General features: G+C 63.2%; 22 protein-coding genes. 13 read left to right on the top strand and 9 right to left on the bottom strand.

Annotated elements, in window-relative coordinates; genetic code table 11:
* Positions 1-121: 121 nt before the first annotated feature.
* Positions 122-370 carry a hypothetical protein gene (locus tag P0D70_RS21315; protein WP_091796617.1) on the top strand — a complete coding sequence of 83 codons (249 nt, stop codon included), beginning with the start codon at positions 122-124 and terminating at the stop codon, positions 368-370.
* A gap of 80 nt (positions 371-450) precedes the next feature.
* On the opposite strand, the gene P0D70_RS21310 is transcribed toward P0D70_RS21315, so the two are convergent.
* The 4 genes from P0D70_RS21310 to P0D70_RS21295 all read right to left on the bottom strand — a co-directional run bounded on the left by P0D70_RS21310 (position 451) and on the right by P0D70_RS21295 (position 3,836).
* Entirely contained in the window at positions 451-1,239 is a 789-nt protein-coding gene (locus P0D70_RS21310; RefSeq protein ID WP_408185949.1) for a sulfite exporter TauE/SafE family protein, read from the bottom strand.
* A 356-nt stretch (positions 1,240-1,595) separates the two neighbouring features.
* Positions 1,596-2,255 carry a LysE family translocator gene (locus P0D70_RS21305; protein ID WP_408185948.1) on the bottom strand — a complete coding sequence of 220 codons (660 nt, stop codon included), beginning with the start codon at positions 2,253-2,255 and terminating at the stop codon, positions 1,596-1,598.
* Between the two features lie 379 nt (positions 2,256-2,634).
* Complete coding sequence (locus P0D70_RS21300) at positions 2,635-2,775, bottom strand: hypothetical protein (protein WP_177205024.1); 141 nt, start codon at positions 2,773-2,775, stop codon at positions 2,635-2,637.
* An 83-nt stretch (positions 2,776-2,858) separates the two neighbouring features.
* Positions 2,859-3,836 carry a helix-turn-helix domain-containing protein gene (locus P0D70_RS21295; RefSeq protein WP_408185947.1) on the bottom strand — a complete coding sequence of 326 codons (978 nt, stop codon included), beginning with the start codon at positions 3,834-3,836 and terminating at the stop codon, positions 2,859-2,861.
* A 251-nt stretch (positions 3,837-4,087) separates the two neighbouring features.
* Between P0D70_RS21295 and P0D70_RS21290 the strand changes: the two genes are divergently transcribed.
* On the top strand, positions 4,088-4,864 hold the full coding sequence (locus tag P0D70_RS21290) for an SDR family NAD(P)-dependent oxidoreductase (protein ID WP_408185946.1): 777 nt from the start codon (positions 4,088-4,090) through the stop codon (positions 4,862-4,864).
* An 83-nt stretch (positions 4,865-4,947) separates the two neighbouring features.
* On the top strand, positions 4,948-6,486 hold the full coding sequence (locus P0D70_RS21285) for an amino acid permease (protein WP_408185945.1): 1,539 nt from the start codon (positions 4,948-4,950) through the stop codon (positions 6,484-6,486).
* 122 nt (positions 6,487-6,608) lie between these two features.
* Here P0D70_RS21285 and P0D70_RS21280 read toward each other — a convergent pair whose 3' ends face one another.
* Complete coding sequence (locus P0D70_RS21280) at positions 6,609-8,150, bottom strand: glycoside hydrolase family protein (protein WP_408185944.1); 1,542 nt, start codon at positions 8,148-8,150, stop codon at positions 6,609-6,611.
* On the opposite strand from P0D70_RS21280, the gene P0D70_RS21275 reads away from it, so the two are divergent.
* The 3 genes from P0D70_RS21275 (at position 8,125) to P0D70_RS21265 (ending at position 10,501) form a co-directional block, all read left to right on the top strand.
* Positions 8,125-8,577 carry a hypothetical protein gene (locus tag P0D70_RS21275; RefSeq protein ID WP_408185943.1) on the top strand — a complete coding sequence of 151 codons (453 nt, stop codon included), beginning with the start codon at positions 8,125-8,127 and terminating at the stop codon, positions 8,575-8,577. The two genes, P0D70_RS21280 and P0D70_RS21275, sit on opposite strands and share 26 nt — an antisense overlap.
* Positions 8,556-8,936: a hypothetical protein gene (locus P0D70_RS21270; RefSeq protein WP_408185942.1), complete on the top strand. Its 381-nt coding sequence runs from the start codon at positions 8,556-8,558 to the stop codon at positions 8,934-8,936. Before P0D70_RS21275 ends, P0D70_RS21270 begins: the two co-directional genes overlap by 22 nt.
* Positions 8,937-9,415: 479 nt before the next feature.
* Positions 9,416-10,501, top strand: coding sequence for a glycosyltransferase family 4 protein (locus P0D70_RS21265; RefSeq protein WP_091796610.1), 1,086 nt, complete (start codon positions 9,416-9,418; stop codon positions 10,499-10,501).
* Between the two features lie 27 nt (positions 10,502-10,528).
* On the opposite strand, the gene P0D70_RS21260 is transcribed toward P0D70_RS21265, so the two are convergent.
* From P0D70_RS21260 to P0D70_RS21245, 4 genes are all read right to left on the bottom strand, one after another.
* A complete protein-coding gene (locus tag P0D70_RS21260) occupies positions 10,529-12,919 on the bottom strand; it encodes an RICIN domain-containing protein (RefSeq protein WP_408185941.1) in 2,391 nt (796 codons plus the stop codon).
* 131 nt (positions 12,920-13,050) lie between these two features.
* Positions 13,051-13,503 (bottom strand): GDP-mannose mannosyl hydrolase, encoded by a 453-nt coding sequence (locus P0D70_RS21255; RefSeq protein WP_408185940.1) that lies wholly within the window; start codon positions 13,501-13,503, stop codon positions 13,051-13,053.
* A gap of 84 nt (positions 13,504-13,587) precedes the next feature.
* Positions 13,588-13,737: a hypothetical protein gene (locus P0D70_RS21250; RefSeq protein ID WP_177205023.1), complete on the bottom strand. Its 150-nt coding sequence runs from the start codon at positions 13,735-13,737 to the stop codon at positions 13,588-13,590.
* 126 nt (positions 13,738-13,863) lie between these two features.
* Positions 13,864-16,164 carry a hypothetical protein gene (locus P0D70_RS21245; RefSeq protein WP_408185939.1) on the bottom strand — a complete coding sequence of 767 codons (2,301 nt, stop codon included), beginning with the start codon at positions 16,162-16,164 and terminating at the stop codon, positions 13,864-13,866.
* 803 nt (positions 16,165-16,967) lie between these two features.
* Between P0D70_RS21245 and P0D70_RS21240 the strand changes: the two genes are divergently transcribed.
* The 7 genes from P0D70_RS21240 to P0D70_RS21210 all read left to right on the top strand — a co-directional run bounded on the left by P0D70_RS21240 (position 16,968) and on the right by P0D70_RS21210 (position 26,717).
* On the top strand, positions 16,968-17,960 hold the full coding sequence (locus tag P0D70_RS21240; protein ID WP_091796606.1) for a helix-turn-helix domain-containing protein: 993 nt from the start codon (positions 16,968-16,970) through the stop codon (positions 17,958-17,960).
* An 87-nt stretch (positions 17,961-18,047) separates the two neighbouring features.
* The gene (locus P0D70_RS21235) at positions 18,048-19,607 is read left to right on the top strand and encodes a mannose-1-phosphate guanylyltransferase/mannose-6-phosphate isomerase (RefSeq protein WP_408185938.1); all 1,560 of its coding nucleotides are present in this window, start codon (positions 18,048-18,050) and stop codon (positions 19,605-19,607) included.
* A gap of 53 nt (positions 19,608-19,660) precedes the next feature.
* Positions 19,661-21,046, top strand: a complete 1,386-nt coding sequence (locus P0D70_RS21230; RefSeq protein ID WP_408185937.1) for an undecaprenyl-phosphate glucose phosphotransferase — start codon at positions 19,661-19,663, stop codon at positions 21,044-21,046.
* Positions 21,047-21,112: 66 nt separating this feature from the next.
* Complete coding sequence (locus P0D70_RS21225) at positions 21,113-22,252, top strand: polysaccharide biosynthesis/export family protein (protein ID WP_408185936.1); 1,140 nt, start codon at positions 21,113-21,115, stop codon at positions 22,250-22,252.
* Between the two features lie 49 nt (positions 22,253-22,301).
* Positions 22,302-24,536 carry a polysaccharide biosynthesis tyrosine autokinase gene (locus P0D70_RS21220; RefSeq protein ID WP_091796602.1) on the top strand — a complete coding sequence of 745 codons (2,235 nt, stop codon included), beginning with the start codon at positions 22,302-22,304 and terminating at the stop codon, positions 24,534-24,536.
* A gap of 96 nt (positions 24,537-24,632) precedes the next feature.
* Positions 24,633-25,751: a GDP-mannose 4,6-dehydratase gene (gene gmd / locus P0D70_RS21215; RefSeq protein ID WP_091796601.1), complete on the top strand. Its 1,119-nt coding sequence runs from the start codon at positions 24,633-24,635 to the stop codon at positions 25,749-25,751.
* 6 nt (positions 25,752-25,757) lie between these two features.
* The gene (locus P0D70_RS21210) at positions 25,758-26,717 is read left to right on the top strand and encodes a GDP-L-fucose synthase family protein (protein ID WP_408185935.1); all 960 of its coding nucleotides are present in this window, start codon (positions 25,758-25,760) and stop codon (positions 26,715-26,717) included.
* Positions 26,718-26,751 lie beyond the last annotated feature (34 nt).

The raw sequence follows: 26,751 nt of genomic DNA, 5'->3' as shown, positions 1-26,751 counted from the left end.
TGATGGGTCCGGGCAGTCGCAAGCAACACGGCGGCATCGCCGCTGTGCGACTGTGCGCTGTGACACATTGCTGACGCGACCCGAAGCGTACTGTGATGCGTAGGGAACCGGAGTCAACGCCATGGAAACCTCGCTTTTGCGCTATACCGATCTGCCCATCAGCGATCGGGCGGCCTTCGAACTGGTGTGCGCGCGGCACGGTTTTGCACCGGCGCATTTCGACATCAGCGCCTGCGCGGATCCGAGCGATGCCGCGCACGAGCGCCTCGTCACCATCCGGCGCGGCGGCTGGGCGCAGTCTTATCACGACCGTCAAGGTCAATGGGTCCGGCAGTTCGAGGCCGATCTGACCTGCCGCTTTTTCAAATAGCAGTCGTCTGCTTGAGTCGAGCCTGAGCCTGAGCGGCAAGGCGTGGCGTGGCAATACGCGGCGCCGGCCTGCGCGCCCGTTCAGGCCAGCACGAGGCGCACGCCCACCAGCGTGAGCGTGGCGGCGAGCAGGTTGCGCAGCAGCGCGTCCGGCGCGCGTGAGGACAGAAAGCTGCCGATTGCGATGCCCGGCAGCGAGCCTACCAGCAGCGACAGCAGCATCGACCAGTCGATCGAGCCCAGCAGCCAATGGCCGGCGCCCGCCAGCAGGGTGAGCGGCACCGCATGCGCGATGTCGGAGCCCACGATGCGCGTGGTCGGCAGAAGCGGATAGAGCAACAACAACACCGTCACGCCGATTGCGCCCGCACCCACCGACGTCAGCGACACCAGCACTCCGAGCACCGCGCCGGTCAGGATGGTCAGCGCGAGCGTGCGTCCCTGACGCGGCGCGCGTTGCCGGTGCGCGCCGAGCGCCGCGAGTTGCGGACGAAACACGAGCGCCACCGCCGTCACCAGCAACGCCGCGCCGAGCACGATCTGGATCAGCCGGCTCGCACCAGGCGTATCCATGCCAAAACGATGCAGCAGAATCAGCGTGATCGTGGCGGCCGGCACGCTGCCGGCGGCGAGGCGCAGGGTGATCTGCCAGTCCACGGTGCCCTTCAGGCCGTGCACGAGCGTACCGGTCGCCTTGGTGGCCGCGGCGTACAGCAGGTCGGTGCCGACGGCCGTGGCCGGATGCACGTTGAACAGCAGGACGAGAATAGGGGTCATCAGCGAGCCGCCGCCGACGCCCGTCAGTCCGACCAGAAAGCCCACGAACAGGCCGGAGACGGAGTACAGCAGATCGATGTGGGGAAGAGCCATTGAGCGGACCGCTGACGGTCGGGTGGGTTGGACGGATCAGGCCGCAAGGCCGGTGCGCCTGCCTTCGACAGTCGGTGAAGGGCGGCGGGAAGGCCGCCGCGGCGCGGCGAAAGCCGCTATTGTCGCAAAACTGCCGCGTTCGCGTACGAAACGGTGTGCTGCGCTGCCCGCATACGGTCGATCAGCGCAAGAACCTCGGGGCGGTTTTCACGTGGCCTGGCTGGCGGCGCCCAAGCTTTGCCGGTTCTTTGCCGGTTGCGTTGCTGGCGATTGCCGGCGAGGCAGTCGCGGCGTTGCGCGGGCGCTCGTGAGACTGAAAGCGCAACTTCGGCCAACCCCAAGGTCGCGACGCGCGCTCAAAGCGCCCGGCGAATCTCCACGATGCCGAACGCCGCCAGCGTGAAGCCCACAATCCGGTCGATGGCGACGCGCATTTTGCTGCCGATCGCGTGGCGCGCGAGCGACACCACGGTCACGAGGAAACACCACCATGCAATCGAGCCGCAGAACACGCCACCCACGGTGGTCAGCGCAATGCTCGATGAAAACGCGCCGCGCGGGGCGAGCGTTGTGAACAGCGCGGCGAACATGATGACCGTTTGCGGATTGGTCAGCGTGAGCAGCAACGAACTCGCATACGCGCGCAGCGCGCCGGCGCGGCCCACCTGGGCGAGCTTGCCGTTGCCGCCTGACGCGCCGTTTGCGGTGCTGTCCGCTGCGTCGGCTGGGGCTTTCTGCAGCAACGTACGCACGCCCAGATACAGCAGGAACAAGCCGGCGAGCAGATGCAAGGGGCGGTCATACGCCAGCATGAACTGCGAGATGCTGACGAGGCCGAGCGCCGCGATCAGCCCATAGGCCGCGTCGCCGGTCGCGATGCCGAAGCCGATCGCGAGCCCGGCGCGCGGACCGCCGGTTAGCGTGCGGCGAATGCACAGCATGCCCATCGGGCCGACCGGCGCGGCAATGGCGAGCCCGACGCCCGCGGCGGTGAGGAAAAGACTGGTGGTGGACATGGCTATCCCGGATCGATTGTTCTGTTTCGTGTTGCGATTCGTGTGTCGCCGACACGCGTGGTATCGGCGAGCCCTTCAGCATAGCCAGACCGGAAACGCCGGGCAAGTCCGCGCATGAGGAGCGTGCTCGATCGACTCGCGCAGGCTCGCGTTTCTATAGCGTTGCTGATGAGCCTGAAAATAAGAGGGTGATGTGTGCGAGCCGCCGCGCCATGAACGAAGCAGGCGTAGTGACGCCCGGAGCAATGGCGTTGGTAGTGCGGATGAGGATAGCCGTCGGGACGCTGGGGCCGAAGATGCGGGATGGGGCGCTGCAGGAAATGCGCTTTGGATGGATGCCCGCCTCGATGCGGCGGGCGTGCTCAATCGGTCTTGCCTTTTAATGCTTCTTCGCGGTGGCCGAGGCGCTTGGTGCTACCCGGATCGGCGGCGCGCCCGATGGCGAAGTGGCGGGCTGCGGTTTCTTCGCCTGCTTCGGTTTCTTGACTTCGCGGTTACTGCGCATTTGACCTTTTGCCATGATGGACTCCCAATTGGCGGTTTTTGCTCCGCATAGGAGCAGTAAGCTAGTGTGCGCTACTTTTGTCCGCGCGGGCAAACAATCTAAACCGCCCGGCTCCTTCTCCAGGTCTCGGACGGCAACTCGCCGAACTGCCCGCGATACTCGCTGGAGAAATTCCCGAAATGCCAGAACCCCCACCGCGTGGCGACCTCCGTCACTGAAGCGGAGCCGCGCAATTCACGGCGCACGTGATCGAGTCGAACGGCGCGCATATAAGCGGAAGGGTTGACGCCGAGCGTATCTTCGAACGCATATTGCAACGTACGCCGACTGGCGCGAAACCGCGCGCACAACTCCGCCACGGAAAGCGGACACTGCGGCGATTCCTCGATCAGCTCACGAACCCCACGCACCAGTTGCCAGTTGCGCGCAGTGCGAGCCTCGACGTTCCCGTGCGGATCGGCATCGCGCAGGTCCTGCAAAACATCGGCAAGACCGAATATCACCGACTTTTCGAACGCCGCGGCGACTGCGGCGTCGTCGAGCAAAGTGGGGGTGGCCGCGACGGCGTCGAGCAACTGCTTCAGCACCTCGCGAAAGCCCTGCAGTCTCGCGGGATCGACGTTCAATACGCCAGGTCTCGAGCCGAGCAGCAGGGTCATTTCGTCGAACTGCGAGCGCAACAGCGGGTCGCCGATCGCGCCCGGCTCGATTTCGAGGTTCACCACCACATGCTTGTCGGGCGACAGAAATTCGAAACCGCCATCGCCGGAAAACACGTGCAAGCCGTCGCGATGACTCGTCTGTCCACACAACAACGCATGGCCCTCGAGTTGAAACGGAATGCCCACCGCGACCCTGGATGCCGCTACCTGGCCGCGCTGATAGACCGTGCGGTTCAGGCGCTCGACCAGCACCCGCACGCCGCCCGCGTGGCATGAACTCACCGAGCCGTCGAAGGCGCCGCGTGAGATCTGGCAGTAGCTCTGGTTCCATGCGTCGAGCAGCATGGCCTGCTCGTCAATGTTGCGGCAACAACGAATCTCGACTGCGCCGCTCGTCTGATTGACCGCCTGCATAGCTTCTCCCGATTCTGATGGCGCTCCCCGAAAGCCTCGTGCCGACCAGTGTATGCGAAAAAAAAGCCCTGCCGTAGGGTTGGCGCAAAGCGTCTTTGCTTACCTGCTGCGCGGCTGGAAGCCTTCGTAATGCATTTGTCAGGAGGCGGAATTTTTACGGGATTTTTATCTTTTTGCCAATTTTGGATAGTCGCCACTTTTTGCCGCCCCTACTTTGTGCATCACGCAATGCACAGGAAAGGGAGTGACGTATGAGCAGATCGGCAGGCAGGCTGGAAGGCAAGATCGCAATCGTGTCGGGCGGCGCGACGGGCGCGGGCGGCGCGGCCTCGTTGCTGTTCGCGCAGGAAGGCGCGCAGGTCGCCGTCGTCGATATCAATACGGATGCCGGTGAGGAAGTGGTGACGCGGATTCGCGCGGCAGGCGGCAGCGCCGAGCTGTTTGCCGCCGACGTGTCGAAGCGCGCGGCCGTCGATGCCGCCGTGGCCGGCATCATGGCGCGCTTCGGACGTATCGACGTGTTGTTCAATCATGCCGGCAGCATTGTCGTGAAGCCGTTCGTCGATACCACCGACGAAGACTACGACTGGCTCATGAACGTCAACGTGAAAAGCATGTTCATGATGACGCGGGCCGTGCTGCCGCACATGCTCGCTGCGGGCGGCGGCTCGATCGTCTGCACGGCGTCGATCTCGTCGGTGGCGGCGACGCCGCTCGAAGTGCTCTATTGCACCACCAAAGGCGCATGCGCGATGTTCGCGCGTGCCATCGCCGTCGAGTATCGCGACCGGGGCATTCGCTGCAATGCCGTGTGCCCCGGGTTCATCGACACGCCGCATGGGCGCCGTGAAATCAGCGCGCTCGCCAAGTACGGCTTCGATGCGAGCGAAGCCGCCTTGTCGGTGCAGCAGGGCCGCCTGTGCGCGCCGGAGGAAGTGGCGCGCGCCGCGCTCTTTCTCGCGAGCGACGACGCGAGTTTCGTCAACGGCGCACACCTGTACGTCGATAACTGTTTCACGGCCGCGTGAGCCGCTTTGCCTGGCGCGGCCACGCCGTTGAACCGGCTCGCCGGTTGGCCGCTTCGTCATAACCCTGTTCAAAGGATCGCGTCATGGACATCAACACGGCCTTGCCGTCGGCGGAATCCGCCGACAACGACGTCAAGCTGTTGCACAAGATGGGTTACGCGCAGGAACTGTCCCGGCGCATGGGGGCGTTCTCGAACTTCGCGGTGTCGTTCTCGCTGATCTGCATTCTGTCGGGCGGCATCACGTCGTTTCAGATGGGCCTGTCGGCGGCAGGCGGAGCGTCGATCGGACTCGGCTGGCCGCTCGGTTCGCTGTTCGCGCTGGTGGTGGCCGCGGCGATGGCGCAGATCGCCTCGTCGTACCCCACTGCGGGCGGTCTCTATCACTGGAGTTCGATTCTCGGCGGTAAAACGTGGGGCTGGCTGACCGCGTGGCTGAATCTGCTCGGCCTCGTGTTCGTGGTCGCCGCGATCAACTTCGGCACCTATGATCCGTTCTTCCGCACGCTGATCGCGCCGATGTTCGGCGTTAAGCCCGAGTCGCTCGGCTGGTGGCAGCAGACGCTGTTTCTGACCGTGATCACCGCGTCGCAAGCATTCCTCAATCATCGCGGCATTCGTATCACGAGCAGGATCACCGACCTGTCGGGCTATCTGATCTTCGCGGTGACGATCCTGCTGGTCGGGGCGTTGCTGGTGTATTCGCCAGTCAAGATCGATCTGTCGCGGCTCTATACCTTCACTAACTTTACGGGTGTGGACGGCGGCGCATGGCCGAAGCAGACCATGGCGATGGCGTTTCTCTCCGGCCTTCTGTTGACCGCTTATACGATTACCGGTTTCGACGCATCGGCGCATACCTCCGAGGAGACGCATCAGGCGGCGCGCAATGTGCCGCGCGGTATCGTCGGCTCGGTGTTCTGGTCCACGACCTTCGGCTACGTGATGGTGTGCGCGTTCGTGCTGGTCATGCCGGATATCGGCGCGGCCGTGAAGCAGGGCACGGGTTTCTTCGAAGCGATTCTCGCGCCGATTCCGGGGCCGCTGCGCATTGTGATCGAACTGCTGATGTTCTTCATCAACTACGTGTGCGGTCTTGCTGCAGTAACCTCCACGTCGCGCATGATGTTCGCGTTTGCTCGCGACGGCGGCCTGCCCGCATCGAAGTGGCTGCGTAAGGTGAATGCCGCGCATCGCACGCCGGGCGCCGCCATCTGGACCTCGGCGGTGCTGGCGATCGTCGTCACGCTATATGGCGACGCTTTCACGGTGCTGAGCGCCGGTAGCGCGGTGTTCCTGTTCATCTCGTACGCCATGCCGATTGCGGCGGGCATTTTCGCCGAAGGCCGTACGTGGAACGAAAAAGGCCCGTTCCAGTTGGGCATGCTGTCGAAGCCGTTCGCGGTGGCGGCGGTGATCGGCGCGCTGGTGCTCGCGTATGTCGGCATGCAGCCGCCGAATCAGAAAGTGGTCTACGTGATTGCCGGTTTGCTCGCGGTGCTGCTGACGATCTGGTATGGCGCGGGCGTGCGCAAGAGTTTCGCCGGCCCGCCGATCGGCAAGGTGTCCACGGAACGCGAAAGCGAATTGCGCGGTATGGAGGGGCAGTTGGGAGAGAGTTGAAGCACTGCACTTGCGATGCAGGTTTTGAACGCCCAAAAAAATAACGTCAGCCGGCCCGTGAGCCGGCTGACGTTTTTCATGTCGGCCGCAGTACCCGAATCCGGGTACTTTGAACGCGCGGCTTACATGCCGACGTATCCGACCGGCGTCGTCGCATTGGCCTTGGCGACCGACGCGTTGTTCGACACCACATACACCGGCGATTCGGTCAGGTTGAGCGTCAGCACACCGTTGCTGTAGTTCGCATTGGTCGCGTTGCCCATCATGTCGATCACCTTGACCGTGCCACTCGTGCCCGGTTGATCGACGTTGAGGCTGTACGCGACGCTATAAGTCGAGCTGAAGCCCGCGCTCGCGCTCCACACGTTGTTGTTGTGCGCCCACAGAGCGGTAATCACCGCGCCGTTGCCCACCTGCTGGAACGCGTAAGCGTACACGCCGGTCGGCGTGCCGTTGACCGGGCCCAGCGTCGTGGTGCCGTCGAGCGTGTGCGTCATCGCGCTGATCGCCATCGCCACCGGTTTCGGGCTGATGTTGGTCGCGCCGAATGCGCCCTGCGCGTCGTTCAGGTCGAAGAAGGTGCCGTAGCCCACTTCATCCGGATAGTCCGCGCCGTAGAACACGTAGGTCTGGTCCGCGCCTTCGCCGAGCGTGATGATGTGCATGCGCGCGGCGACCGCCGCTTGCGCGTACAGCACGTTGGCGCTCGGATAGTTCGGACCGTACGACGAGCCGAGATCGTAGCTGATGCCCGCTTCCGTCGAGAACAGATGCATGCCCGTACGGTAGTCGGTGGCCATTTCCGCGCGCAGGTTGCGCATCTGGCCGCGCAACGAACCGTCGGCGGTGGACGGGTCGCTGTCGTAGCGCTCAGGCGGATGCGACGGCGACGTGCCCGCGTCGTAGTAGCCGTGGGTGGCGACGGCGTCGATGTATTGACCGAAGCCGAGCGGCGCGAGGCGTTTCAGGTGCGAAGTGGTCAGGCTCGGGAATGCATCTGCCGGGCCCATCACCATCGCGTGCGGATCGGTCGAATGAATGCCCTGATAGACGGCCTTGTACAGCGCGACGAAGTTGGCGTCGGTATCCGTCCACATCTGGTTCGGTTCCCACGTCACCTGATAGTAGTTTGCCGACTGGGTCGGGAAGTACGCGGCGCGAATCGCGTTCGATTCGGTGCCGACGCGGCTCATGTAGCTCTGGTAGTACGACGTATCGGTCGGCAGCGTGGTGTCGTCCTGGAAGGCACCGGTGCTGCTCGCCCAGGCCGGAATGCCGTCGAGGCGGATCAGCCGCATCACATTGCCGCTCTTGTAGAACGGATCGAGATTGTCGGCCGACGGGTTGAAGGTGTTCGGGCCGTTCGGCTCCATGGTCGAGAGCTGACGGTCGTCGATGGTCGACGAAATGCCCAGCGCGGCCAGCAGCGGGCCGTTGTCGTTCGCGCCCTGCATGCCGAAGCGATGCTGCTCCTGGCGCGCATACGTGACGGCCGGCACGACGCCGGACAGGTTCGGCGTCACGCCGAAAGTCGCGATGCCGACCGGACGCGTGCCGGCCTGCGGCAACTGGCCGCCGTTCTTGGCGAGCGTGCCCGTTGCCGCGAAATAACCGGCGAGCGTCGACGTGCAATTGAACGTGATGGTCTTCGCACCGCTCGCCACGGCGGTGGTGCCGCTCGCGGCGACGCGGCCGAGCGTGTCGGTGACGGCCCAGTTCAGCGTGTCGGCGCTCGGTGCATTGGTGTTGAAGGCGATCTGGAACGTGCTGCCGGAGGCGAAGATGCGCGTGCCGTCGGCGCTCGGCGTATCCGCAGAAATCGTCGCGCTGCCCGAGCCGGCAGATGTGGTCGGCGAGGCGCAGGTCATGGCCGCGGTGCCGCCCGTGGCGTTCAGCGCAGCGGTGCCGGTGCTGGCGTTGCCAGCGGCGGACGTGGTGGCCGCGCTGGCCGGGCTGCTGGTGCCACTGCTGCCGTTGGACTGGGATGCCGCGTTGCTGACGGTGCCGTTACTGCCGCCGCCGCCGCCGCATGCGGCGAGTGCGAGGGACAGTGTCGAGAGTAGGAGTAGTTGCGATTTCATCAATCTGTAAGCAATGCGTTGGCTGATCATTCGTCCGGCTCCTCGCGCAAAGCGCGTCAGGAGGTGGAGCGAACATCGGGGTTCATTTGCAAGCCAGCCGATGACCGAGGCTTCGACACTGGCGTCCTGGATGCGCAGCATTTCCGGCTGCGCGAAGGTGATGCCTTCCCGGGTTGTCGGCCTCGAACGCATTTCTCTGCAGAGAAACGCTTGTCGCGCGAAACCGGGCCGCTGACGCGAGCGGTTTTGGCGGAATCGGACGACCTGAGAACGTACGACGAACCGGCCAGCGTGTTGAGGAACAGCGCGATTCAGATCGCAGTACTTGAGTTCACGGCGCTAGCCGATGAACTTTTTACTGTTCCGTAAGCTAGAAATGCTCAATTTGGGAAGAATCGACCGCAACAATACGCATTAGTGTGCTTAAAAGAAGTAACGAGTCGTTACGTATGATCATTAATGCAGTACTAATTACATTGATCGAATGAAAAAGATCTGTCAGGTAAGACCAGTCTTTTTCCGCCACTGTGAATTGGGGTCGTAATTATTTGAAATGGATGCCTAACTATCCGGCAGCGTCAATCGACTGAGAAATGGGCGCTAGCGCTCATGGGCCAGCCGAAAAAGTCTTGGGCTTGGCGTAAAAGTGCTGGGTCTTGGGTGTAAGGTTTCCTCGCGACATGGAGTTCGCGGCGGAACTGTCGCTGTTTTACGGAGACATTGGTGCGCTCCGCAAAAAGGAGCGCGCCATACACGAAGATGGGTGCCGACGTTATTTGGGGTCTGCAATAACGGGGGCGGCATCCCGTCCGCTGCGCAAAAAGGCAGTTAAGGCTGAGAGATCAATCGTGAGGATTCTTCAACTGGTTCATGCACCGCGATTGTCCGGGGCAGAAGTACTCGTAAAAGGGCTGGCCATTCACCATCAGCGCGGTGGCCATGAAGTCTGCATGACATCGCTGCTTCCGCAGCAGGACGACTTTGCCGACATTCACGCCGAGCTTCAGGCGGCGGGCGTCACCTGTCTGTTTCCCGATGTGCGCTACGGCAGGGTAGGCAAGTTGCTGTACCTGTATCGCGTGGTGCGGCGCTTTCGCCCCGACTTCATCGTGGCTCACGCAACGCTTGCCGCACTGTATGTGCGTCTTCTGCCGGTGAATACGCCGATTGCCTGGGTCATGCATTCCGGCGTCAACGACTTCGAAAACGGCGCGCTCAAGCGGGCCGAGCGCCTGCTCTCGCGACGGGCGCGGGCGATCATCGGCGTGTCGCAGCAGAATATCGACGATTACCTCCGCGAGATCGGCCGCCATCCGTCCATGGTCGTGATTCCGAACGGCGTGGATGCCCAGCTGTTCGCCGAGGCCAGCGACGCGGGCGCGCCGGATATCGACGCGCACCCGAAGCAGATCGTCCAGCTTGGCCGGTATATCGAAGGCAAGAGCCAGCTCGACACGATCCGCGCGTTCGAACGCGTGCTGCAATCGGAACCGGATGCGCGCCTCTTGCTGTGTGGTGTCGTCGAAGACCTCGACTATCACCGTGCGGTCCTGTCGCTCGTCCGTCAGCTGGGTCTGGAAAGCAAGGTGACGGTGAACGGACCGCGTTCCGACGTGGCCGCGCTGCTGCGCGCCTCGCGTGTCTTCGCGATGCCGTCGCGTTTCGAAGCGCAGAGCATCGGTTTTCTCGAGGCGCTTGCCTCGGGTATTCCTGTCGTGGCGAGCCGGATTCCGTCTTTTGGCTTTGCGAGCGCATTTGCCGGCGTCAACCTCGTCGATACGACCGACCCGGAAGCCTACGGCGGCGCATTGCTGAGCGCGCTCGGCACACCGCGCGCGAACCGGCAACTGGCCGGCTACACGCTGCACGACACGGCGGATCGTTACATGACGATCGCGCGGAAGTTCGTTCAACCGCTCCAGGTTTCGGCCTGACGCCAATCGGACCGGCCGGCTCGCATGCTATTGCGCGAGCCGGTCGATTCGCACTGTCTCCGAGAAAAGCCCCGGCAGGTTGCCGAATTCCTGAGCTTCGCCCAACGCGAGTCCGTTTCCTGATGGATAGCGCGACAACGCCGGCGCTCCGCCGGTGAAATAGAAATCGCCGAGGGTGGCGTCGGTCCGGCGAAACAGCACCAGTGCGGGCCCCTGCTTGTCGCGCACGAAAGCCGGAAAGACATCCGACCACGACATGTCGTGCAATGTCGCCGCCCGCACCGGCGAACTTGCTGCGCCGCTCACGTCGAGCGTGGCGACATCGATCATGGCTTCCTCGCTCGTCTCGTCGAGATGCGGCGTTAGCAGGATCAGCGTGTTGCTGTCGCGGCCACGCACGGCGCCCATTGTCACTTTCACGAAGCCGGGGACGAAACTCGCCGGCAAGACGTTGCGCTCGCCGACGCTCAAGCGCGCACCTTCATTGGCGATGGAAGTGAGCGCGAGGCGTCCGTTTGCCCCGTCGACCGCGATCAGCGAGGCGCGCGAGCCGGCTGTCTCACGCACCAGCAGATTGACGTTCTGCGGCAGGTTCCTGGCCTGTGCCCAGAGCGCCGGCGCTGACGCCACCGAGGCTCCTGCTCCTTGCGCCGACGCGACCCATAGATCAAGTCCGCGGTCGGCCCGTTTTTGCGCGATCAGCACGCTGGCCCGCCCCGATGAGGTGAGGTCTCCAGCCACATATTGCTGCGTCAGTTCCGGCCTGAACGCATTGCTGGTTTGCAGCCAGAGGCGCGGCGCCTCGAAGTGGTCGCCAGCACTGCGAAGCAACCAGAAGGCGGTGCCGCCCTGGCGCGCCGCGACGATCATCAGATCCGCCTTGCCGTCGCCGTCGAAATCGCCGAGCAGAAAGCGCACGCTGTCGAAGCACAGTTTGTCGCCGGCGCAACTTGCCGCGGTGGCGCGCGGATCGAACGGGACGACGCTCGCGTACCACAGCGCGGGCGGCGACACCTTGGCGAGCGAGGCCGCATACACGTTGAAACCTGGGCCGTCGTGTTGCCGCTGGACATACACCGCGGACTGCTCGCCCGAGCCGGCGATATCGCCCGCCATCACGGTGGCGAGCCGCAGGTCGTTCGCCTGCGTGTGTTGTGTGGTGGCCCAACGATAGCGCGTGGTGAGCGCGGTACAGCCGCGCATGGTCAGCTTGCCGTCGTTTTCGCCGAGGCAATGCCGCATCGGCGTATAGACGAGGCCGAAATCCCACGGGGTCCAGCGCTGCGCCACGTCCCATTGATCGCAAGTCTCCGCGATCAGATAGCCGTCGCGTTCGGCGATGCATTGCGAAGTCGCGACGCTCACGAGCGCGGCGTTGCGCGTATTGCCCGGATAGACGCTCAACGGATCCCAGCGCCATTGCTGGGCCGGCGAGTCCGTGCACGCCGCGAGCGTTGGCGCACGGCCGGGCCCAGCCGAGCTCAGACAGCGGCTGGCCGCCGCATTGAAGAGCTGAACCGGATGCGACACGAAGTCCGGCACGCGGCGATCGGTACGGTCGGCAAAGGCATAGCGGCGCGAAATCCAGTTGCCGTCCCACTGAAATTCACCGAATACATGCGACGACTCGCTGCCGTCGATCGAAAAATAGCTGGCGACGATGTCGCGCTTGCGCTGCACTTCGGCGGCCGGCAGATTGCCCGGCCAGCTGCCGGTCGGATAGGTGACGTGGTAGACGATCGGCACGCCTTTGCCGAGCGTCTGGGCGACGTGGCGAGTAATGCGCGCGGAGAGGATGTGATCGGGATGCTCGATGAACGGCACGGTATCCGGGTTGAGCGTATAGATCAGCGTGGCCGGCGCGAGTATCGCTTTCAATGTGGCCGACAAGGCATCGCGATCGTACTTCACCCGCACGGAGCCGTCCGCGTTCATCGGATAAGTCGAGAGCGTGGCGTGTTGTTCCCACAGCAGACCGAGTGGCACGCGGCCGCCGCGCACGGCGCCGCCGGGCAGGCGCAGCTCCAGCAGGCGCACTTGCGGCCTCGCTTTCAGCACCATCTGATGCACGAGCTTGCCGGCGATCGTCACGTTGGACTCGAGCCACTCGTCGGGCACGCCTGCCATGCGCGCATAGGCGAGCCGTGAAGCCCGTTCGCGGGTTTGAACATAAGCGAAGTCCGCGCCATTGGCGCCGCCGATCAGATGGACGGTGGTGATGCACCATCCCGCATCGAGACGCTCGCTGATGGCGGGGTCCACGAATAGCAGATCGTCGTCGAGGTGTGCGACCACGGTGACCAGCGTGCCGGCGCCACAGTCGGCCGCGCGTGCGGAGGCTGGAAGGCAGGCGAAGAAGAGCAGCGCGAGACACGCAATGATGGAATCGCGAACGAGCCGGGTTGCCGATGATCGCATAGTGATTCGAGCCCTGACGGTGAGCTCGAATCATACTGTAGCGGCTCTGGCGGCCACGTTGCCGAACTCACAGTCGGCGACAGAATGCGGCCCGGCACGGAATCGTGCCCGCGCGTCTGCTTGCGCGCGCGTTAGCGGAAATAGGCTTTGGTGTTGTCGTGGACGTCCGCGCGCGCGAGCAGTTCCGACGGCGTAAGCCACACATATTCGCTGTGCTGCTCGGGCCGTCCGAGGGGCGCCGTGGCCGCGAGCGTCAGCGCATAGGCCAGCACGATGTAATGAGTCGATACGTCCGGCTCGCCCGCGAAGTTGTCGCTGTAGTGATGTTCGAACACGCCTTCGAAGCGCGCCGTCGAGCGCGCCAGATTCGCTATGCCGAGCTCGGCGTCGGCGATGCGCGCGAATGCCGCGTCGAGTGTTTCGTCTTTGTGAATGCGGCCGCCGGGAACGAACCAGGTGCCACGGGCCGGGCGATTGCGGCGGCGGCCGATCAGCACGCGCCCTTGGGCGTCGCTGACGATCAGATCGAATGCGACCAGCGGTGTGAGACGGACTACGTCCAGAAAATCGATCTCGGTCAGCATGTCATTTCCCCCGGTTTTTTTGCGCCGCTCGAACGTGTCCGATCAGCGTGATCCCGCAGCGTATCGAGCGTTCGTCACGATTCGCTAGTAGTCGCGATGATGGTCATCGTTCCGTGTGAGCTGGCGCGACACGCTCGCCAGAAAAAGAGCGAGCAGAATCGCGCCGATCGTCGCGAAGAGAAACGCGCCGATCATTGCGGCCAGTACCAGCATCGTCCATGCAAGGCCGCTCATGTTTCGGCTCCGGCGTTCGGCTCCAGCGTGTTGATAGGCATGCTAACGTGCCCCCGTCTGCATGCTATGTGCGCCAGTCGCCGCAGAGCCTGTCACATCACGCCGAAGTATCGTCACATCGCGCCGCTAGCGCGCCACGTAACCCTCGGGTGTCGTCACCGCTTCCCTGAAGACGTCGGCGTTGCCGGAGACGACATAGACGGGCGCGGGCGAGAGTTTCAGGCTCGCCACGCCGTCGCGATACGGCAACGCCGTCGCGTTGCCCATCATGTCGAACACCGTCACTTCGCCCGTGGTGCCCGGCGCATCGACCCGCAGCCGATAGTCCACGCTCCGGCTCGCGTCGAAACCGGTTTTCGCGCTCCATGCGTCGTTGTCATGCGTCCACAGCGCGGTCACGATCTTGCCGCCGCCGAGCCGGCGGAACGCGTACGCGTAGACGCCTTTGGGCACGCCCTTGAGCGGGCCGAGCGTCACAGTACCGTCGATGATGCGCGTCATCGCCGCCACCGCGAGCGCCGCGGGCTTCGGGCTGATGCGAGTCGGACCGTAAGCGCCGGTCGGATGATCGAGTTCGAAGAAAATGCCGTAGCCTGGCGCGGCGTCCGGCATATCCGCCAGATAGAACACGTAGGTCATGTCGGCGCCTTCGCCTAGCAGGATCAGATGCGTGCGCGCCGTTACCGCCGCCTGGGCATACAACACGTTCGCGCCGGGATAGTTCTTGCCATACGATTGGCCGATGTCGTAGCTGATGCCGGTTTCGGTGACGAACAAAGGCGCGCCAGGTTTCAGGTATTGACGCATCTCGTGGCGCAGCGCCCGCATTGCAGCAGGCAGCGCGCCCGGCACCGTGCCCTGATTGCCGGTGTCCGCAACCCGTTCGGGTGGATGCGAGGGCGTCGTGCCGATGTCGTAATAGCCGTGAATCGTCATGCCATCCATATAGCGGCCGATTCCAAGCGGACCGAGTTTGCGCATCCACGTGACATTGCCCTGCACCGAGGAATAGGTCAGTCCCATCACCACCGCATGCGGATCCGTCTGATGGATCCCTTCCCAGACCGCCTTGTACATGGCGACGAAATTCGCGTCGGTGTCGCGCCACGGCAGACCGCCGTCGGCGTCCGGCTCCCATGTCACCTGATAGTAGTTGTCGCGCTGTTTGGGAAAGTAAGTCGTGCGAACGCGATTCGATTCGGCGCCGACTTTGGCCATGTAGTCCTTCATCTGCGCAAGCGAAGTCGGCACATAGCTGTGCGTCTCTTTGCCGGTCGGACTCGCCCACTGGGGAATGCCGTCGAGCTGGATCAATCGCAAGAGGTCGCCGCGCCGGAAGAACGGTGTGAGCTGTTTGGACGCGGGGTCGAATGTGCCGGTTTTTTTCGGCTCTTCCATATACCAGTTGCGATTGTCGTTGACCCACGTCAGACCGAGCGCGGTGTAGACCGGCCGGTAGCCGTCGCCGTCGCAGCAGTGCTGGCCGGGTGCGAGATAGGCGGCGCCCTGCCCGCCGAAGCGGTGCAGATCTTCATACGGAAAACGGACGGAGGGTAACGCCGCGGAGGGATCGGGCAAGACGCCGAACGTCGCGATGCCTGCGGGACGTGTGCCGCGTGATTCGAGCTGGCCATGCGCACGCTCCAGTGACGCGGATACCGCGAAGTAGCCCGCGACGCTGGAGGCGCAACTGAGCGTGGACAGGGTCGCGCCGGCCGCAACGGGGAAGCGTCCACTGGCGCGCACGACATTCCACGCGTCGCGTATTTGCCAGTTGAGCGTGTCGCTTTGCTTGGGGCGTGAGGTGAAAACCAGCGCGAATGGTTTCGCCACGGCGAACAGACGTGTGCCGTCGCTGGGCGTGTCGGCTTCGAGCACATCGCCGTTCGCGCTCGCGGGTACTTGTGACGAAGGCGCCGAGCAACGCAAGCCCTCGCCGGGCGGCGCCTTCAGATCGGAGGGTGTGGCGGATTGCGCTGCGGCGCTCGATGCCATGTCGCTATTGATGGCAGGCTTCGTGGCAGGCACGAGCGTGCTGCCCGCTGCGGTGGGCGCCATTGCACAGCGCTTCTCGACACCGGGCGCCGGATCGCCGAATACGCCGTTGTTGCATTCGGCGCTATTCGAGAACGTCTTGACGACATGCTGTTGCGGCGTGCCATATAGCACGTCGCGCGTGCCACTGAACCGACAGGTGCCGTATTCGGCCGCGCACGGTGTCCACTTTCTGCCGTCCGCGGAGAACTCGGCATTGCTCACACCATTCGCTTGCGGTGCGGCTTCTGCCGCCGCGCATCGAAACGTTGAAACGCCGAGCAAGATGGAAGCCGCCACCGAGGCGACCATGCTGATGCGCAGTCCTCTACGCTCGGCGGACAAGCCGCCGGCGCGCTTTCGCAGCGCGCGCTGTTCGCGTACATTCGACATGTGTTCCCCGTGTCGTTCGCTGTACTACCCCCAGACGACAAACGCGTCGCCCATTTGCTAGTTCACCAGGTCAGACCCGCCTTGCGGCACCTCTTCAGGCAATGTGTTGCGGAAACCGCATAGTGTATTTCCGCAAACCCCTGGCGGAAATGGCCCGCTTCCCACTCGACAGATTCCGCCACTGGCCCGTCTATTGCCGCGCGGTCTAAAGTTGTCTTATTCCGGTGTTTCACGTTTGAAACATTAATCGCCAGCTTTATATTCACGCGATCCAATAACAACCAATTAAATAATTTTGTCGCGCCTTCAAGTGCTTATATTGGATGTTCGTTTTACTTATTGCCACTCCGACGATTTATCGTCAGAAGATAGCCAGTCTGGCGTTGCCGCAGAGCAGGTGCCGGTATAGCGAAGCCGGCTGCGCTCATTCTGACGTTGCGGCGGGAAAAAGTCACTTCAAATCGGTTTGGTGATGGATGGTTCGAATGGTAAGTCGGCCTTTTTCGAGTAGTCGCCGTGTGTGCGGTGCCGAACGAAATCGCGGTTTTATTTGCATTAACATTCGCAGAATGCCAATTCATTCATATGTGGAATCGGCAATTAATTCGTTGAAAAGACAGCGGTAGCGGGGTTGTTCCGAAAATCCCTGGGTGGTCACCCTGTCAATACGCCAACATGTACGCGCTTTCGGTCATGGCGGCTAAATGCTTGATTGGCGGTGACTATGATGCGCTGCACAGAGGAGGCCTCTCTGTGGCCGCCTGAAGTGATAAGTAGATCCGTTTTCTGGTGAGAGGATGACTATGACCTGCGCGAGTCTCGAGTCTGCAATGCTGCGCTGGGTGCACGCTCCGAACAAGGGTATGCGTCGCATCGCGATACTGATGTTCAACGACTGCTCGCTGCAAGGAGCAGGGGTTGTTGCCGAGGTGTTCCAGGCTGCGAATGAAATGGCTTCGTCCGGTTCGGGCGGCTGGTTATACGACGTTTCGTTCCTGTCGGCCGACGGCGGCATGGTGACTTCGTCGTCCGCGCTGCGGGTGTGGACAGACGGACTCGACGCACGGCATTACGGCGGTTTCGATGCGTTGTATGTGGCGGGCGGTAAAGGCGCATTCGCCGCCGCGAGCGACGAGCGGCTGATTGCCTGGCTGCGTCGCGTGCGCCGCAACACCGGCATGATCCGGCCGATCGCGGAAGGCCGGGCGCTGCTCGACGCTGCGTACGTGCCCGAGAACAAGGACAGCAAGGACAGCGCCGACCTGAATGGACAGTCCGCGCAGGCGCGCCAGCCTGAACAGGGTGCCGACGCGGGCGATCGCCTCGAATCGATGAGAAGCGCGCTCGCCATGATCAAGCGCGATCTGGGCAGCGCCACGGCGCGCACGGTTGCCGAGCGCCTGCTGGCCGATTCGTGCTCGAATCTCGCGCCGCTGCTCGGTGAAGACGGCGGACTGAGCCCTGGCGACAAGGTGCGCGCGGCCGCTCGCTGGCTTCAGGAGAATTGCCAGCAGGCGATTTCGATTGCCGACGCCGCGCAGTTCGCCGCGATGAGCGAGCGCAACTTTCTGCGCCGCTTCAAGATGGAAATGGGTATTACGCCCTCGAGTTTTCTGTTGCACGAGCGTCTGGCGGTGACCTGCAGCCTGTTGACCGAATCCGAATTGCCGGTCGACAAGATCGCGCGGCGCACCGGCATGGGCAATGGCGACCGCCTGGCGAAGGTGTTCCGCAAGCGGATGAGAATTTCGCCAACCGAGTTTCGGATTCAAAGCCGCCGACTGGTCGGCGAATAGCGCGACGGGGCCAGCCGGGGGCCGTGTGGCAATACGGCATCCGGTCCGAATTTCCGCCGATCTTTGAGAATTATAAGGAATGCGAATATGTTGACTCAGGGAGTTGTGAGCGCCGTGTCGGTCGAACCTAACGGTGCGGGTGCCGCAGTGGCGCACGGGCGTTGCGCGCGCATCGTCCCGGTCATTCTGGCGGGCGGTTCAGGCACGCGGCTGTGGCCGGTGTCGCGCGAAAACTTTCCGAAGCAACTGATCGACGTGGTCGGTTCCGACTCGCTGCTGCAAGCCACCGCGCGGCGCATGGACGGGTTTCCCGCGGGCTGGAAAGTGGAGGCGTCGCCGATCATCGTGTGCGGCGAGGAACATCGCTTCGTGATCGCCGAACAACTTCATGAAAATGGCGTCGACGCTCGTCTTATTGTCGAGCCGGCGCGACGCGATACGGCGCCCGCGCTGACGCTGGCGGCATCGCTGGCGTGCGCGGACGGTGGCGACGCGATTCTCGTCGTCATGCCGGCGGATCACTCGATCGCCGACGTGCCCGCGTTGCAGGCCGCGCTCGAACTGGCAGCGCGTTACGCGGAACAGGGCTCGATCGCGACGCTGGGCGTGCCGCCCACGCGCCCCGACACCGGCTTCGGTTATATCCGCATCGGCGCGGAGTTGGCGGGCGGCGGCCATGCGATCGACGGTTTCGTCGAAAAGCCGGCAGAAGAACTCGCGGCGAAGTACGTCGCGGCGGGCATGTATTGGTGGAACAGCGGCATCTTCATTGTCCGGGCGAGCGTGTGGCTCGATACGTTGAAGCGTTTGCAACCCGAAATGCACGCGGCCTGTGAACGCGCATTCACCGGCGGGCACCAGGATGGCGCGTATTTCCGGCCGTTGGTCGACGCGTTCCTCAGTGCGCCCGCGAATTCGATCGACTACGCAGTGATGGAGCGCCTGACCGAGACGGCCGAAGCGGACTCGACAGATGACGTGGCCGCGAACGCGCCGGCGCACCCGGCCGGCGTCGTGGTCGGGTTGAATGCCGGCTGGTCGGACCTGGGTTCCTGGGACGCCGTGTGGGCCGCAATGGAAAAGGACGCCAACGGTAACGCCGGACGCGGCCGCGTGACGTTCGAAGGCGCGGTATCGAGCTACGCGCATTCGGAAGGGCGCCTCGTCGCCTGCGTGGGCACCACTAACGTCGTCGTGGTCGAGACCGCCGACGCGGTGCTGGTGGTCGACCGCTCGCACGTGCAGGACGTGAAGGGTCTGGTGTCGCGTATCAAGGCGCAGCACGCGCCGGAGGCCGACGCGCATCGCAAGGTGCGCCGCCCTTGGGGTTTCTACGATTCGATCGACCATGGCGAGCGTTTCCAGGTCAAGCGCATCGTCGTGACGCCCGGTGCGCAACTGTCGTTGCAATTGCATCACCACCGCGCTGAACACTGGGTCGTCGTGCGTGGCACGGCGCTTGTCACGCGCGGTGAAGAGCAGTTCCTGTTGAGTGAGAACGAATCGACCTACATTCCGCTCGGCACCCGCCACCGGCTCGAAAACCCGGGAAAGGTGCCGCTCGAAATCATTGAAATCCAGTCAGGCACCTATCTCGGTGAGGACGACATTGTGAGGTTCAACGACAACTACGGCCGCTGCTCCTAAACAGCACGCCGGATTCAACTGCAGACAAGAACGGCAAGAACGAGGTGACCAAAATGCGCAAGTTTCAGGATTTGCTCGCGCGAGTTTTTGATGTTGCATTGGTGTTGGCGGGTGCGGCGGTGGCGTCGCAGATCCGTTTTGATTACCTCGCTCAATCCGGGTTCTATTGGGCGCTCGTGATGTTTTCCGCCGCCTTCGCGCTGGCCATCTTTCCGGCGTTCGGCGTCTACGAATCATGGCGCGGCCGCTCCAAGCTGGCGCTGGCGGGCCAGGTCTCGCTCGCATGGCTGATGGTGCAGGGCAGCGCGCTCGTGCTGATGTATTCGCTGCATCGTATCGACTTCGTGTCGCGTCTGTGGTTCTCGTACTGGACGGCAGTGACCGGTGGCCTGCTAATCGCGTACCGGCTGATGACGCATGCCGTGCTGGCGCGCGCACGCAGCGCCGGCCTGAATCTGCATCAGGTCGCCATTGTCGGCAGCGGCTCGCAGTGCGACGCCATCATTCGCCGGATCGGCGCCGCGCCGACCACCGGTTTTCGCGCCACGGCGGTATTCAACGCGCGCCCGGATGTCTCTCCGGTCACGAGTCCAGGCGTGCCGGTCTTCGACACGGTCGATGCGCTGGCCGGCTATATGCGCACCAACGACGTACACGAACTGTGGCTCATGCTCTCGCTCAGCGAGGAGCCGCTGATCTGTTCGCTGGTGAGCGAATTCCGCGACGATCTGGTGAACATCCGCTTCATGCCGGACGTGCGCAGCCTCGCGCTCTTCGAGGGCAGCGGCGTGATCGATCTGCTCGGCGTGCCAGCGATCAACCTGGTGGCTTCGCCGCTGTCGGCGAGCTCCATGCTGAAGAAAGAGATTTTCGACCGCCTGTTCGCCTTGACGGCGCTGATCGCCCTTGCACCCGTCATGTTCGCGATCGCGATCGCAGTGAAGCTGTCCTCGCGCGGTCCGGTTCTGTTCAAACAGAAACGCAAAGGCGCGGACGGCCAGGTATTCACGATCTACAAATTCCGCTCGATGCGTCTGCATACCGAGCAAAAAGGCACCGTCAGCCAGGCCACGCGCAACGATCCGCGCGTCACTAAAGTGGGCGCGTTCCTGCGCCGCACGAGTCTTGACGAACTGCCGCAATTCTTCAACGTGTTGCTTGGCGACATGTCGGTCGTTGGACCGCGTCCCCATGCACTCGAGCACGACGACCTCTATCAGAAAGTGGTCGCGGGCTATATCAATCGCTACCGGATTAAACCGGGGATCACGGGGTGGGCACAGATCAACGGCTTTCGTGGCGAGACCGACCGCATCGAGAAGATGGAACGTCGGGTGGAACATGACTTGTATTACCTGGGACATTGGTCGTTCGCACTCGACATGCGGATTATCGGCGCGACGATAGTCGCCGGACTGGTGCATCGAAACGCTTACTAAGTGGTTAACAAAACGCCAGACGCTACCTCTCTCGAGGAACACGCCGTGGCGCACGGAGGAAACATCATGAGCTCGCTTGGTTTACGCACGGGAAGTCTCCTGGTTTTCGCTACTGCAGCACTGCTTTCCGGATGCGGGATCGCACCGGGCCAGCGGATGATCACGCCTGCCGCAATTCAGGACACGGGTGGTGATTTCAGTACCGAAGCGAACACGCAGCAACAGATCCCAATCACCGACATCAACCTCACGATGCTGCGCAAGATGAGCCAGGCGCAGAGCACCGCGCCGCTTTCGCCGCAAATGGTCGCACTGTTCGGCAAGCCGACCGTTTATAAGGTCGGCCCCGGCGACGTGCTGCAGATTGTCGTGTGGGATCACCCGGAACTCGCCGCCGCGCTCGGCCAGCCGGCACAGAACCCGAAGGCGACGGATGCCGCACCTGGCTTCCTGATCGACGAAAACGGCGATGTGCAGTTTCCGTATGCAGGCACCGTTCACGTGGCCGGCAAAGACGTCGCCTCGATCCAGAAGGACCTGTCGCGCCGTCTGAGCAAGGTGTATCAGAAGCCGGAAGTGACGGTGCGGGTGGCCTCGTTCCGCGCGGCGCAGGTGTATGTCGACGGTGAAGTGCGCACGCCGGGCGCCCAGTCGGTCAACGACATTCCGATGTCGCTCACGACCGCGATCAGCTTGAGCGGCGGTCTTAGCGCGAATGCGGATCGCAGCCGCGTGGTGTTGCTCCGCAACGGCGTGCCGTATCAGCTCAACCTGGACGATCTGATCAAGCGTGGCCGCAATCCGTCGGATATCTATCTGCAACCGGGCGACGTACTGCGTGTGGCTTCGCGTGAAGACAGCGGCGTCTACGTGATGGGCGAGGTCAACAAGCCGGCGACCATCCTGCCGATGCGCAACGGTTCGTTGACGCTTTCGCAGGCGATTTCCGACAGCGGCAGCTTCGACTCAAACACGGCCGCGGCCCGGCAACTGTTCGTGATCCGCAATTCGACCAGCGACAAGCCCGAGGTGTACCACCTCGATGCGACCTCGCCGGTGTCGATGGTGCTAGCCAACCAGTTCGAGCTGCAGCCGAAGGACGTGGTGTACGTCGGTCAAGGCGGTCTGGTCCGCTTCAACCGTGTGTTGAACCTGCTGCTGCCGGCGATCAATGCGGCTGTAACGGGTGTGGTCCTCGCGAAATAACAACCGTGCAACGTGATCTTGAACCGCCGGGCTTTGTTGGGTGAAGAAAATGGCAATCAACTTCGAAAACCGCTACACCGACGTGTCCGGACCGGACGAGCTTCATCTGTCGGACTATCTGCGTACGATCGTGCGAGGTTGGCGCACGATCGTGATGGTGACGCTGATCGCGCTCGCGCTGGGGTGCGCGTACGCTTTCCTCGCGCCGCCGACTTACCGCGCGGATGTCCTGTTCCACGTCGAGGACAAGACGGCCAATGCCAACGCGAACGGCAAGGATTCCTTGCCGCCGCTTACCGGCATGTTCGACACCAAGCCTTCGACGGCGGCTGAGATCGAGTTGCTGAAGTCGCGTCTCGTCACGGAAGAAACCGTCAAGAAACTGCACCTGGATATCACGGCTGGGCCGCGTTATTTCCCGATCATCGGCGGAATGATTGCGGGGTTGGTGAACGGGCAATGGGGCTTCAAGTTGCCGCAGTTCATCAACCTGTCCGGCTATGCCTGGGGTGACGAGAGCATTTCGGTGTCGCAGTTCGACACGTCGAAGGAAATGTACGACACGACCTTCACGCTGGTTTCCGGCGCCGACGGTTCTTATGTGCTGCGCGACAAGAACGGCATCGCGATTCTGTCGGGCAAAGTGGGCGAGACCGTGGAAACGGATACCGCCGACGGCCCGATCACACTGCGCGTCGACAAGCTGGTCGGCCCCGCCGGCTCGCGTTTCGAACTGCAGCGCGCCTCGACGCTGAGCACGGTGGACCGCCTGCAAAAGGCGCTCGTGGTGCAGGAAACCACGTTGCAGTCCGGCGTGATCCGCGCGAGCCTGGAAGGCGGCGACAGCGGCTTGACCGCGGCGATCGTCAACAGCATGGCGCGCGAATTCGTGCGTCAGGATGTGGAGAGCCGTTCGACCGAAGCCGAGCACATGCTCGCCTTCCTCGATCAGCAACTGCCGGGCTTGCGCAAGGAACTCGACGACGCCGAGCAACGCTACAACAAGTTCCGCAATACGCACGGCACGGTCGACCTGGGCGAAGAAAGCCGCCTGTTGCTGCAACAGATCGTCGATAACAAGACCAAGCTGATGGATCTGCAGCAGCAACGCGCGGAGATGTCGCAACGCTTCACGGCGAATCACCCGGCGGTGGCCGCGCTCGACGCGCAGATCGCCGCGTTGCAAGGCGCCGCGGCGAACATGAACCGCAGCGTAGCGGTGATGCCGGATACGGAGCAGACCGCTTTGCGTCTGCTGCGTGACGTGCACGTCGACACGGAGCTGTACACCAATCTGCTGAACAGCGCGCAGCAACTGCGCGTGGCGAAAGCGGGCCAGGTGGGCAACGTGCGCGTGGTCGACTTCGCCGAAGCACCTGACGAACCCGTGCGTCCGAAGCGCGTGATCGCGATCCTGATCGCGCTCGGCGGCGGCCTCGTGCTCGGCATTCTGCTGACCTTCTTCAAGCGCGCCATGTACGGCGGCGTGGAGCGGCCGGACGAACTCGAAGGCATGCTCGGCGTGCCGGTGTTCGCGGTGGTGCCGCGCAGCCAGACCCAGTTGAAGCTGCAGGAGAACGTCATGCTGCGCCGTCGCGGGCTGCATGTGCTCGCGCAGCAGGCGCCGGAAGACATCGCCGTGGAAGGCGTGCGCAATCTGCGCACCTCGCTGCAACTCTCGCTCGATCACGCCGAGAACAACGTGGTGATGATCACCGGCTCGCGGCCCGATTCCGGCAAGTCGTTCCTCTCGGTGAACCTGGCGGCGCTGGTGGCCTCGGCGAACAAGCGCGTGCTGATCATCGACGGCGATATGCGGCGCGGCGACGTGCACTCGCATTTCGGTGTCGCGCACCAGCCGGGTCTGTCCGACGTGCTGAGCGGCGGCGACCTGAGCGCGATGATCCAGCGCGACGTGCTGCCGGGTCTCGACGTGCTCGCCAAGGGCACGCTGCCCTCGCATCCTGCCGAATTGCTGATGAGCAAGCGCTTCGAAACGATGCTCGAAGAACTGAAGTCGCACTACGACCTCGTGATCGTCGATACGCCACCGGTTCTCGCGGTGACCGACTCGACGTTGATCGGCAAGTACGCGGGCACGACGTTGCTGGTGGTGCGCCACGGCCGCCATCCGCTCAACGAGGTCATGGAGACGGCCAAGCGGCTGCGCAACGGCGGCGTGCCGCTCAAAGGCGTGCTGCTGACCGACGTGCCGCAGGAAGGGGCGTTCCTCGGCTCGGGCTATCAGGGCGGTTATTACGGGTACGACAGTATCGCCGGTTGAGACGGCGGCTGGCGGCCGGCGGTTCGACGAAGTTCACCAGGCTATGGCACCAGGCTGTGGCACTGGGATTGCAAAGGTTAACGAGGAGAATGCTCCATGAAACGTAAGGTCGCGCTGATCACCGGCATCACAGGACAGGACGGATCGTATCTGGCGGAGTTGTTGCTCGCCAAGGATTACGACGTACACGGCATCAAACGCAGGTCATCCCTGTTCAATACAGACCGGATCGATCACCTGTACCGCGATCCCCACGATCCGGACCAGCGACTTTTTCTGCACCACGCGGATCTGACCGACTCCACCAGCCTTCTGCGCGTGATTCAGCGTGTCGAGCCCGACGAGATCTATAACCTCGCCGCGCAGAGCCACGTTGCGGTGTCGTTCGAGGAGCCGGAATACACCGCTAACGCGGACGGCCTCGGCGCGCTGCGGATTCTCGAAGCGATCCGGATTCTCGGGCTGCAGGAAAAGACGCGCTTCTATCAGGCTTCGACTTCGGAGCTGTACGGCCTCGTGCAGCAGGTGCCGCAGTCGGAGACTACACCGTTCTATCCGCGCAGCCCGTATGCGGTGGCCAAGCTGTTCGCGTACTGGACCACGGTCAATTATCGCGAGGCTTACGGCCTCTATGCCTGTAACGGGATTCTGTTCAATCACGAATCGCCGGTGCGCGGCGAGACGTTCGTCACGCGCAAGATTACGCGCGCCGTCGCGCGTATCGCGGTGGGCATGCAGAAGACGCTGTATCTCGGCAATCTGTCGGCACTGCGCGACTGGGGCCATGCCCGCGATTACGTCGAGATGCAATGGCGCATGCTCCAGCAGGAGCGGCCGGAGGACTACGTGATCGCCACGGGCGTGCAGTACAGCGTGCGTCAGTTCGTGCAGCACGCGGCCGCCGAGCTTGGCGTCACCGTGCGCTTCGAAGGCACCGGCGTGGATGAAATCGGCATCGTCGAGAAAGTGGAAGGGCGCGAGATCAAGATGTCGCCGGGTGACGTGATCGTGCGCGTCGATCCGCGCTACTTCCGGCCCGCCGAAGTCGAGACGCTGCTCGGCGATCCGTCGAAGGCGCATGCGAAGCTCGGCTGGCAGCCGACCACGTCGTTCGCCTCGCTCGTCAAGGAAATGGTGCGCGCGGACTATCAGATTGCACGACGTGACGCGCTCGTCACGCTGGCCGGATTCACGGCGCTGGAACATCACGAGTAACTTGCGATGAACAAACAAGCACGCATTTTCGTCGCGGGCCACCGTGGCATGGTCGGCTCCGCGCTGGTCAGGCGTCTTGCCGCCGAGGGGTATCCGAATGTGATCACCCGCTCGCGGCAGCAGCTCGACCTCACGGATCAGGCGGCCGTGAATCGCTTCTTCGAAAGCGAACAGATCGACGTGGTGCTGCTCGCGGCCGCGCGCGTGGGCGGCATTCTCGCGAACGCGACGCGCCCGGGTGAGTTCATCTATGAAAACCTGGTGATCGAAACCAACGTGATTCACGCGGCGTACCGGGCCAAGGTCGAGCGGCTGGTGTTCTTCGGTTCGTCGTGCATCTATCCGAAGCAGTGTCCGCAGCCTATCCGCGAGGAGTATCTCCTGACTTCGCCGCTCGAACCGACCAACGACGCCTATGCGATCGCGAAGATCGCCGGCGTCAAGTTGTGCGAAGCTTACAACCGTGAGTACAACACCCAGTACGTGGCGTTGATGCCGACCAATCTGTACGGTCCGAACGACAACTACGATCTGAATAGCAGCCACGTGTTGCCGGCGCTTCTGCGCAAGGCTCATGAAGCGAAGGTGAACGGCGACGCCACGCTGTCGGTGTGGGGTTCGGGCACGCCGCGCCGCGAATTCCTGCACGTCGACGATCTGGCCGCGGCCACGTTGTTCGTGCTCGAGCACAACGTGACGGAAGGCCTGTTCAATGTCGGCGTGGGTGAAGACCTGTCGATTCGCGAGCTGGCCGAATGCATCTGCAAGGTGGCGGGCTTCGACGGTGAACTCGTGTTCGACGCCTCGAAACCCGACGGCACGCCGCGCAAGCTGCTCGACGTCTCGCGCCTCGCGCAAATGGGCTGGCGCGCAACGATCGGTCTGGAAGAGGGGATCGCATCCACGTACCGGGACTTCGTTGAATCCCATGCCGGTTCGACACCCGCTGCCGCCGTCGAGGCATAGGCGCACGGGTTGCCGCTTCAACGCGGCTTTTGAA

Origin of the sequence: Paraburkholderia sp. RL17-381-BIF-C, assembly GCF_046026435.1 — a bacterium.
Lineage (GTDB): Bacteria > Pseudomonadota > Gammaproteobacteria > Burkholderiales > Burkholderiaceae > Paraburkholderia.
The sequence above is the reverse complement of the archived record's forward strand: the minus strand, read 5'-3'. Positions and strand labels throughout refer to the sequence as shown.

What these genes read in the sequence shown, in the direction of transcription:
- P0D70_RS21310 (WP_408185949.1), bottom strand. Translation starts at nt 1,239, where the DNA reads ATGGCTCTTCCCCACATCGATCTGCTGTACTCCGTCTCCGGCCTGTTC.
- P0D70_RS21305 (WP_408185948.1), bottom strand. Translation starts at nt 2,255, where the DNA reads ATGTCCACCACCAGTCTTTTCCTCACCGCCGCGGGCGTCGGGCTCGCC.
- P0D70_RS21240 (WP_091796606.1), top strand. Translation starts at nt 16,968, where the DNA reads ATGACCTGCGCGAGTCTCGAGTCTGCAATGCTGCGCTGGGTGCACGCT.
- P0D70_RS21230 (WP_408185937.1), top strand. Translation starts at nt 19,661, where the DNA reads ATGCGCAAGTTTCAGGATTTGCTCGCGCGAGTTTTTGATGTTGCATTG.
- P0D70_RS21290 (WP_408185946.1), top strand. Translation starts at nt 4,088, where the DNA reads ATGAGCAGATCGGCAGGCAGGCTGGAAGGCAAGATCGCAATCGTGTCG.
- P0D70_RS21255 (WP_408185940.1), bottom strand. Translation starts at nt 13,503, where the DNA reads ATGCTGACCGAGATCGATTTTCTGGACGTAGTCCGTCTCACACCGCTG.
- P0D70_RS21225 (WP_408185936.1), top strand. Translation starts at nt 21,113, where the DNA reads ATGAGCTCGCTTGGTTTACGCACGGGAAGTCTCCTGGTTTTCGCTACT.
- P0D70_RS21315 (WP_091796617.1), top strand. Translation starts at nt 122, where the DNA reads ATGGAAACCTCGCTTTTGCGCTATACCGATCTGCCCATCAGCGATCGG.
- P0D70_RS21250 (WP_177205023.1), bottom strand. Translation starts at nt 13,737, where the DNA reads ATGAGCGGCCTTGCATGGACGATGCTGGTACTGGCCGCAATGATCGGC.
- P0D70_RS21285 (WP_408185945.1), top strand. Translation starts at nt 4,948, where the DNA reads ATGGACATCAACACGGCCTTGCCGTCGGCGGAATCCGCCGACAACGAC.
- P0D70_RS21260 (WP_408185941.1), bottom strand. Translation starts at nt 12,919, where the DNA reads ATGCGATCATCGGCAACCCGGCTCGTTCGCGATTCCATCATTGCGTGT.
- P0D70_RS21300 (WP_177205024.1), bottom strand. Translation starts at nt 2,775, where the DNA reads ATGGCAAAAGGTCAAATGCGCAGTAACCGCGAAGTCAAGAAACCGAAG.
- P0D70_RS21235 (WP_408185938.1), top strand. Translation starts at nt 18,048, where the DNA reads ATGTTGACTCAGGGAGTTGTGAGCGCCGTGTCGGTCGAACCTAACGGT.
- P0D70_RS21295 (WP_408185947.1), bottom strand. Translation starts at nt 3,836, where the DNA reads ATGCAGGCGGTCAATCAGACGAGCGGCGCAGTCGAGATTCGTTGTTGC.
- P0D70_RS21210 (WP_408185935.1), top strand. Translation starts at nt 25,758, where the DNA reads ATGAACAAACAAGCACGCATTTTCGTCGCGGGCCACCGTGGCATGGTC.
- gmd (WP_091796601.1), top strand. Translation starts at nt 24,633, where the DNA reads ATGAAACGTAAGGTCGCGCTGATCACCGGCATCACAGGACAGGACGGA.
- P0D70_RS21220 (WP_091796602.1), top strand. Translation starts at nt 22,302, where the DNA reads ATGGCAATCAACTTCGAAAACCGCTACACCGACGTGTCCGGACCGGAC.
- P0D70_RS21245 (WP_408185939.1), bottom strand. Translation starts at nt 16,164, where the DNA reads ATGTCGAATGTACGCGAACAGCGCGCGCTGCGAAAGCGCGCCGGCGGC.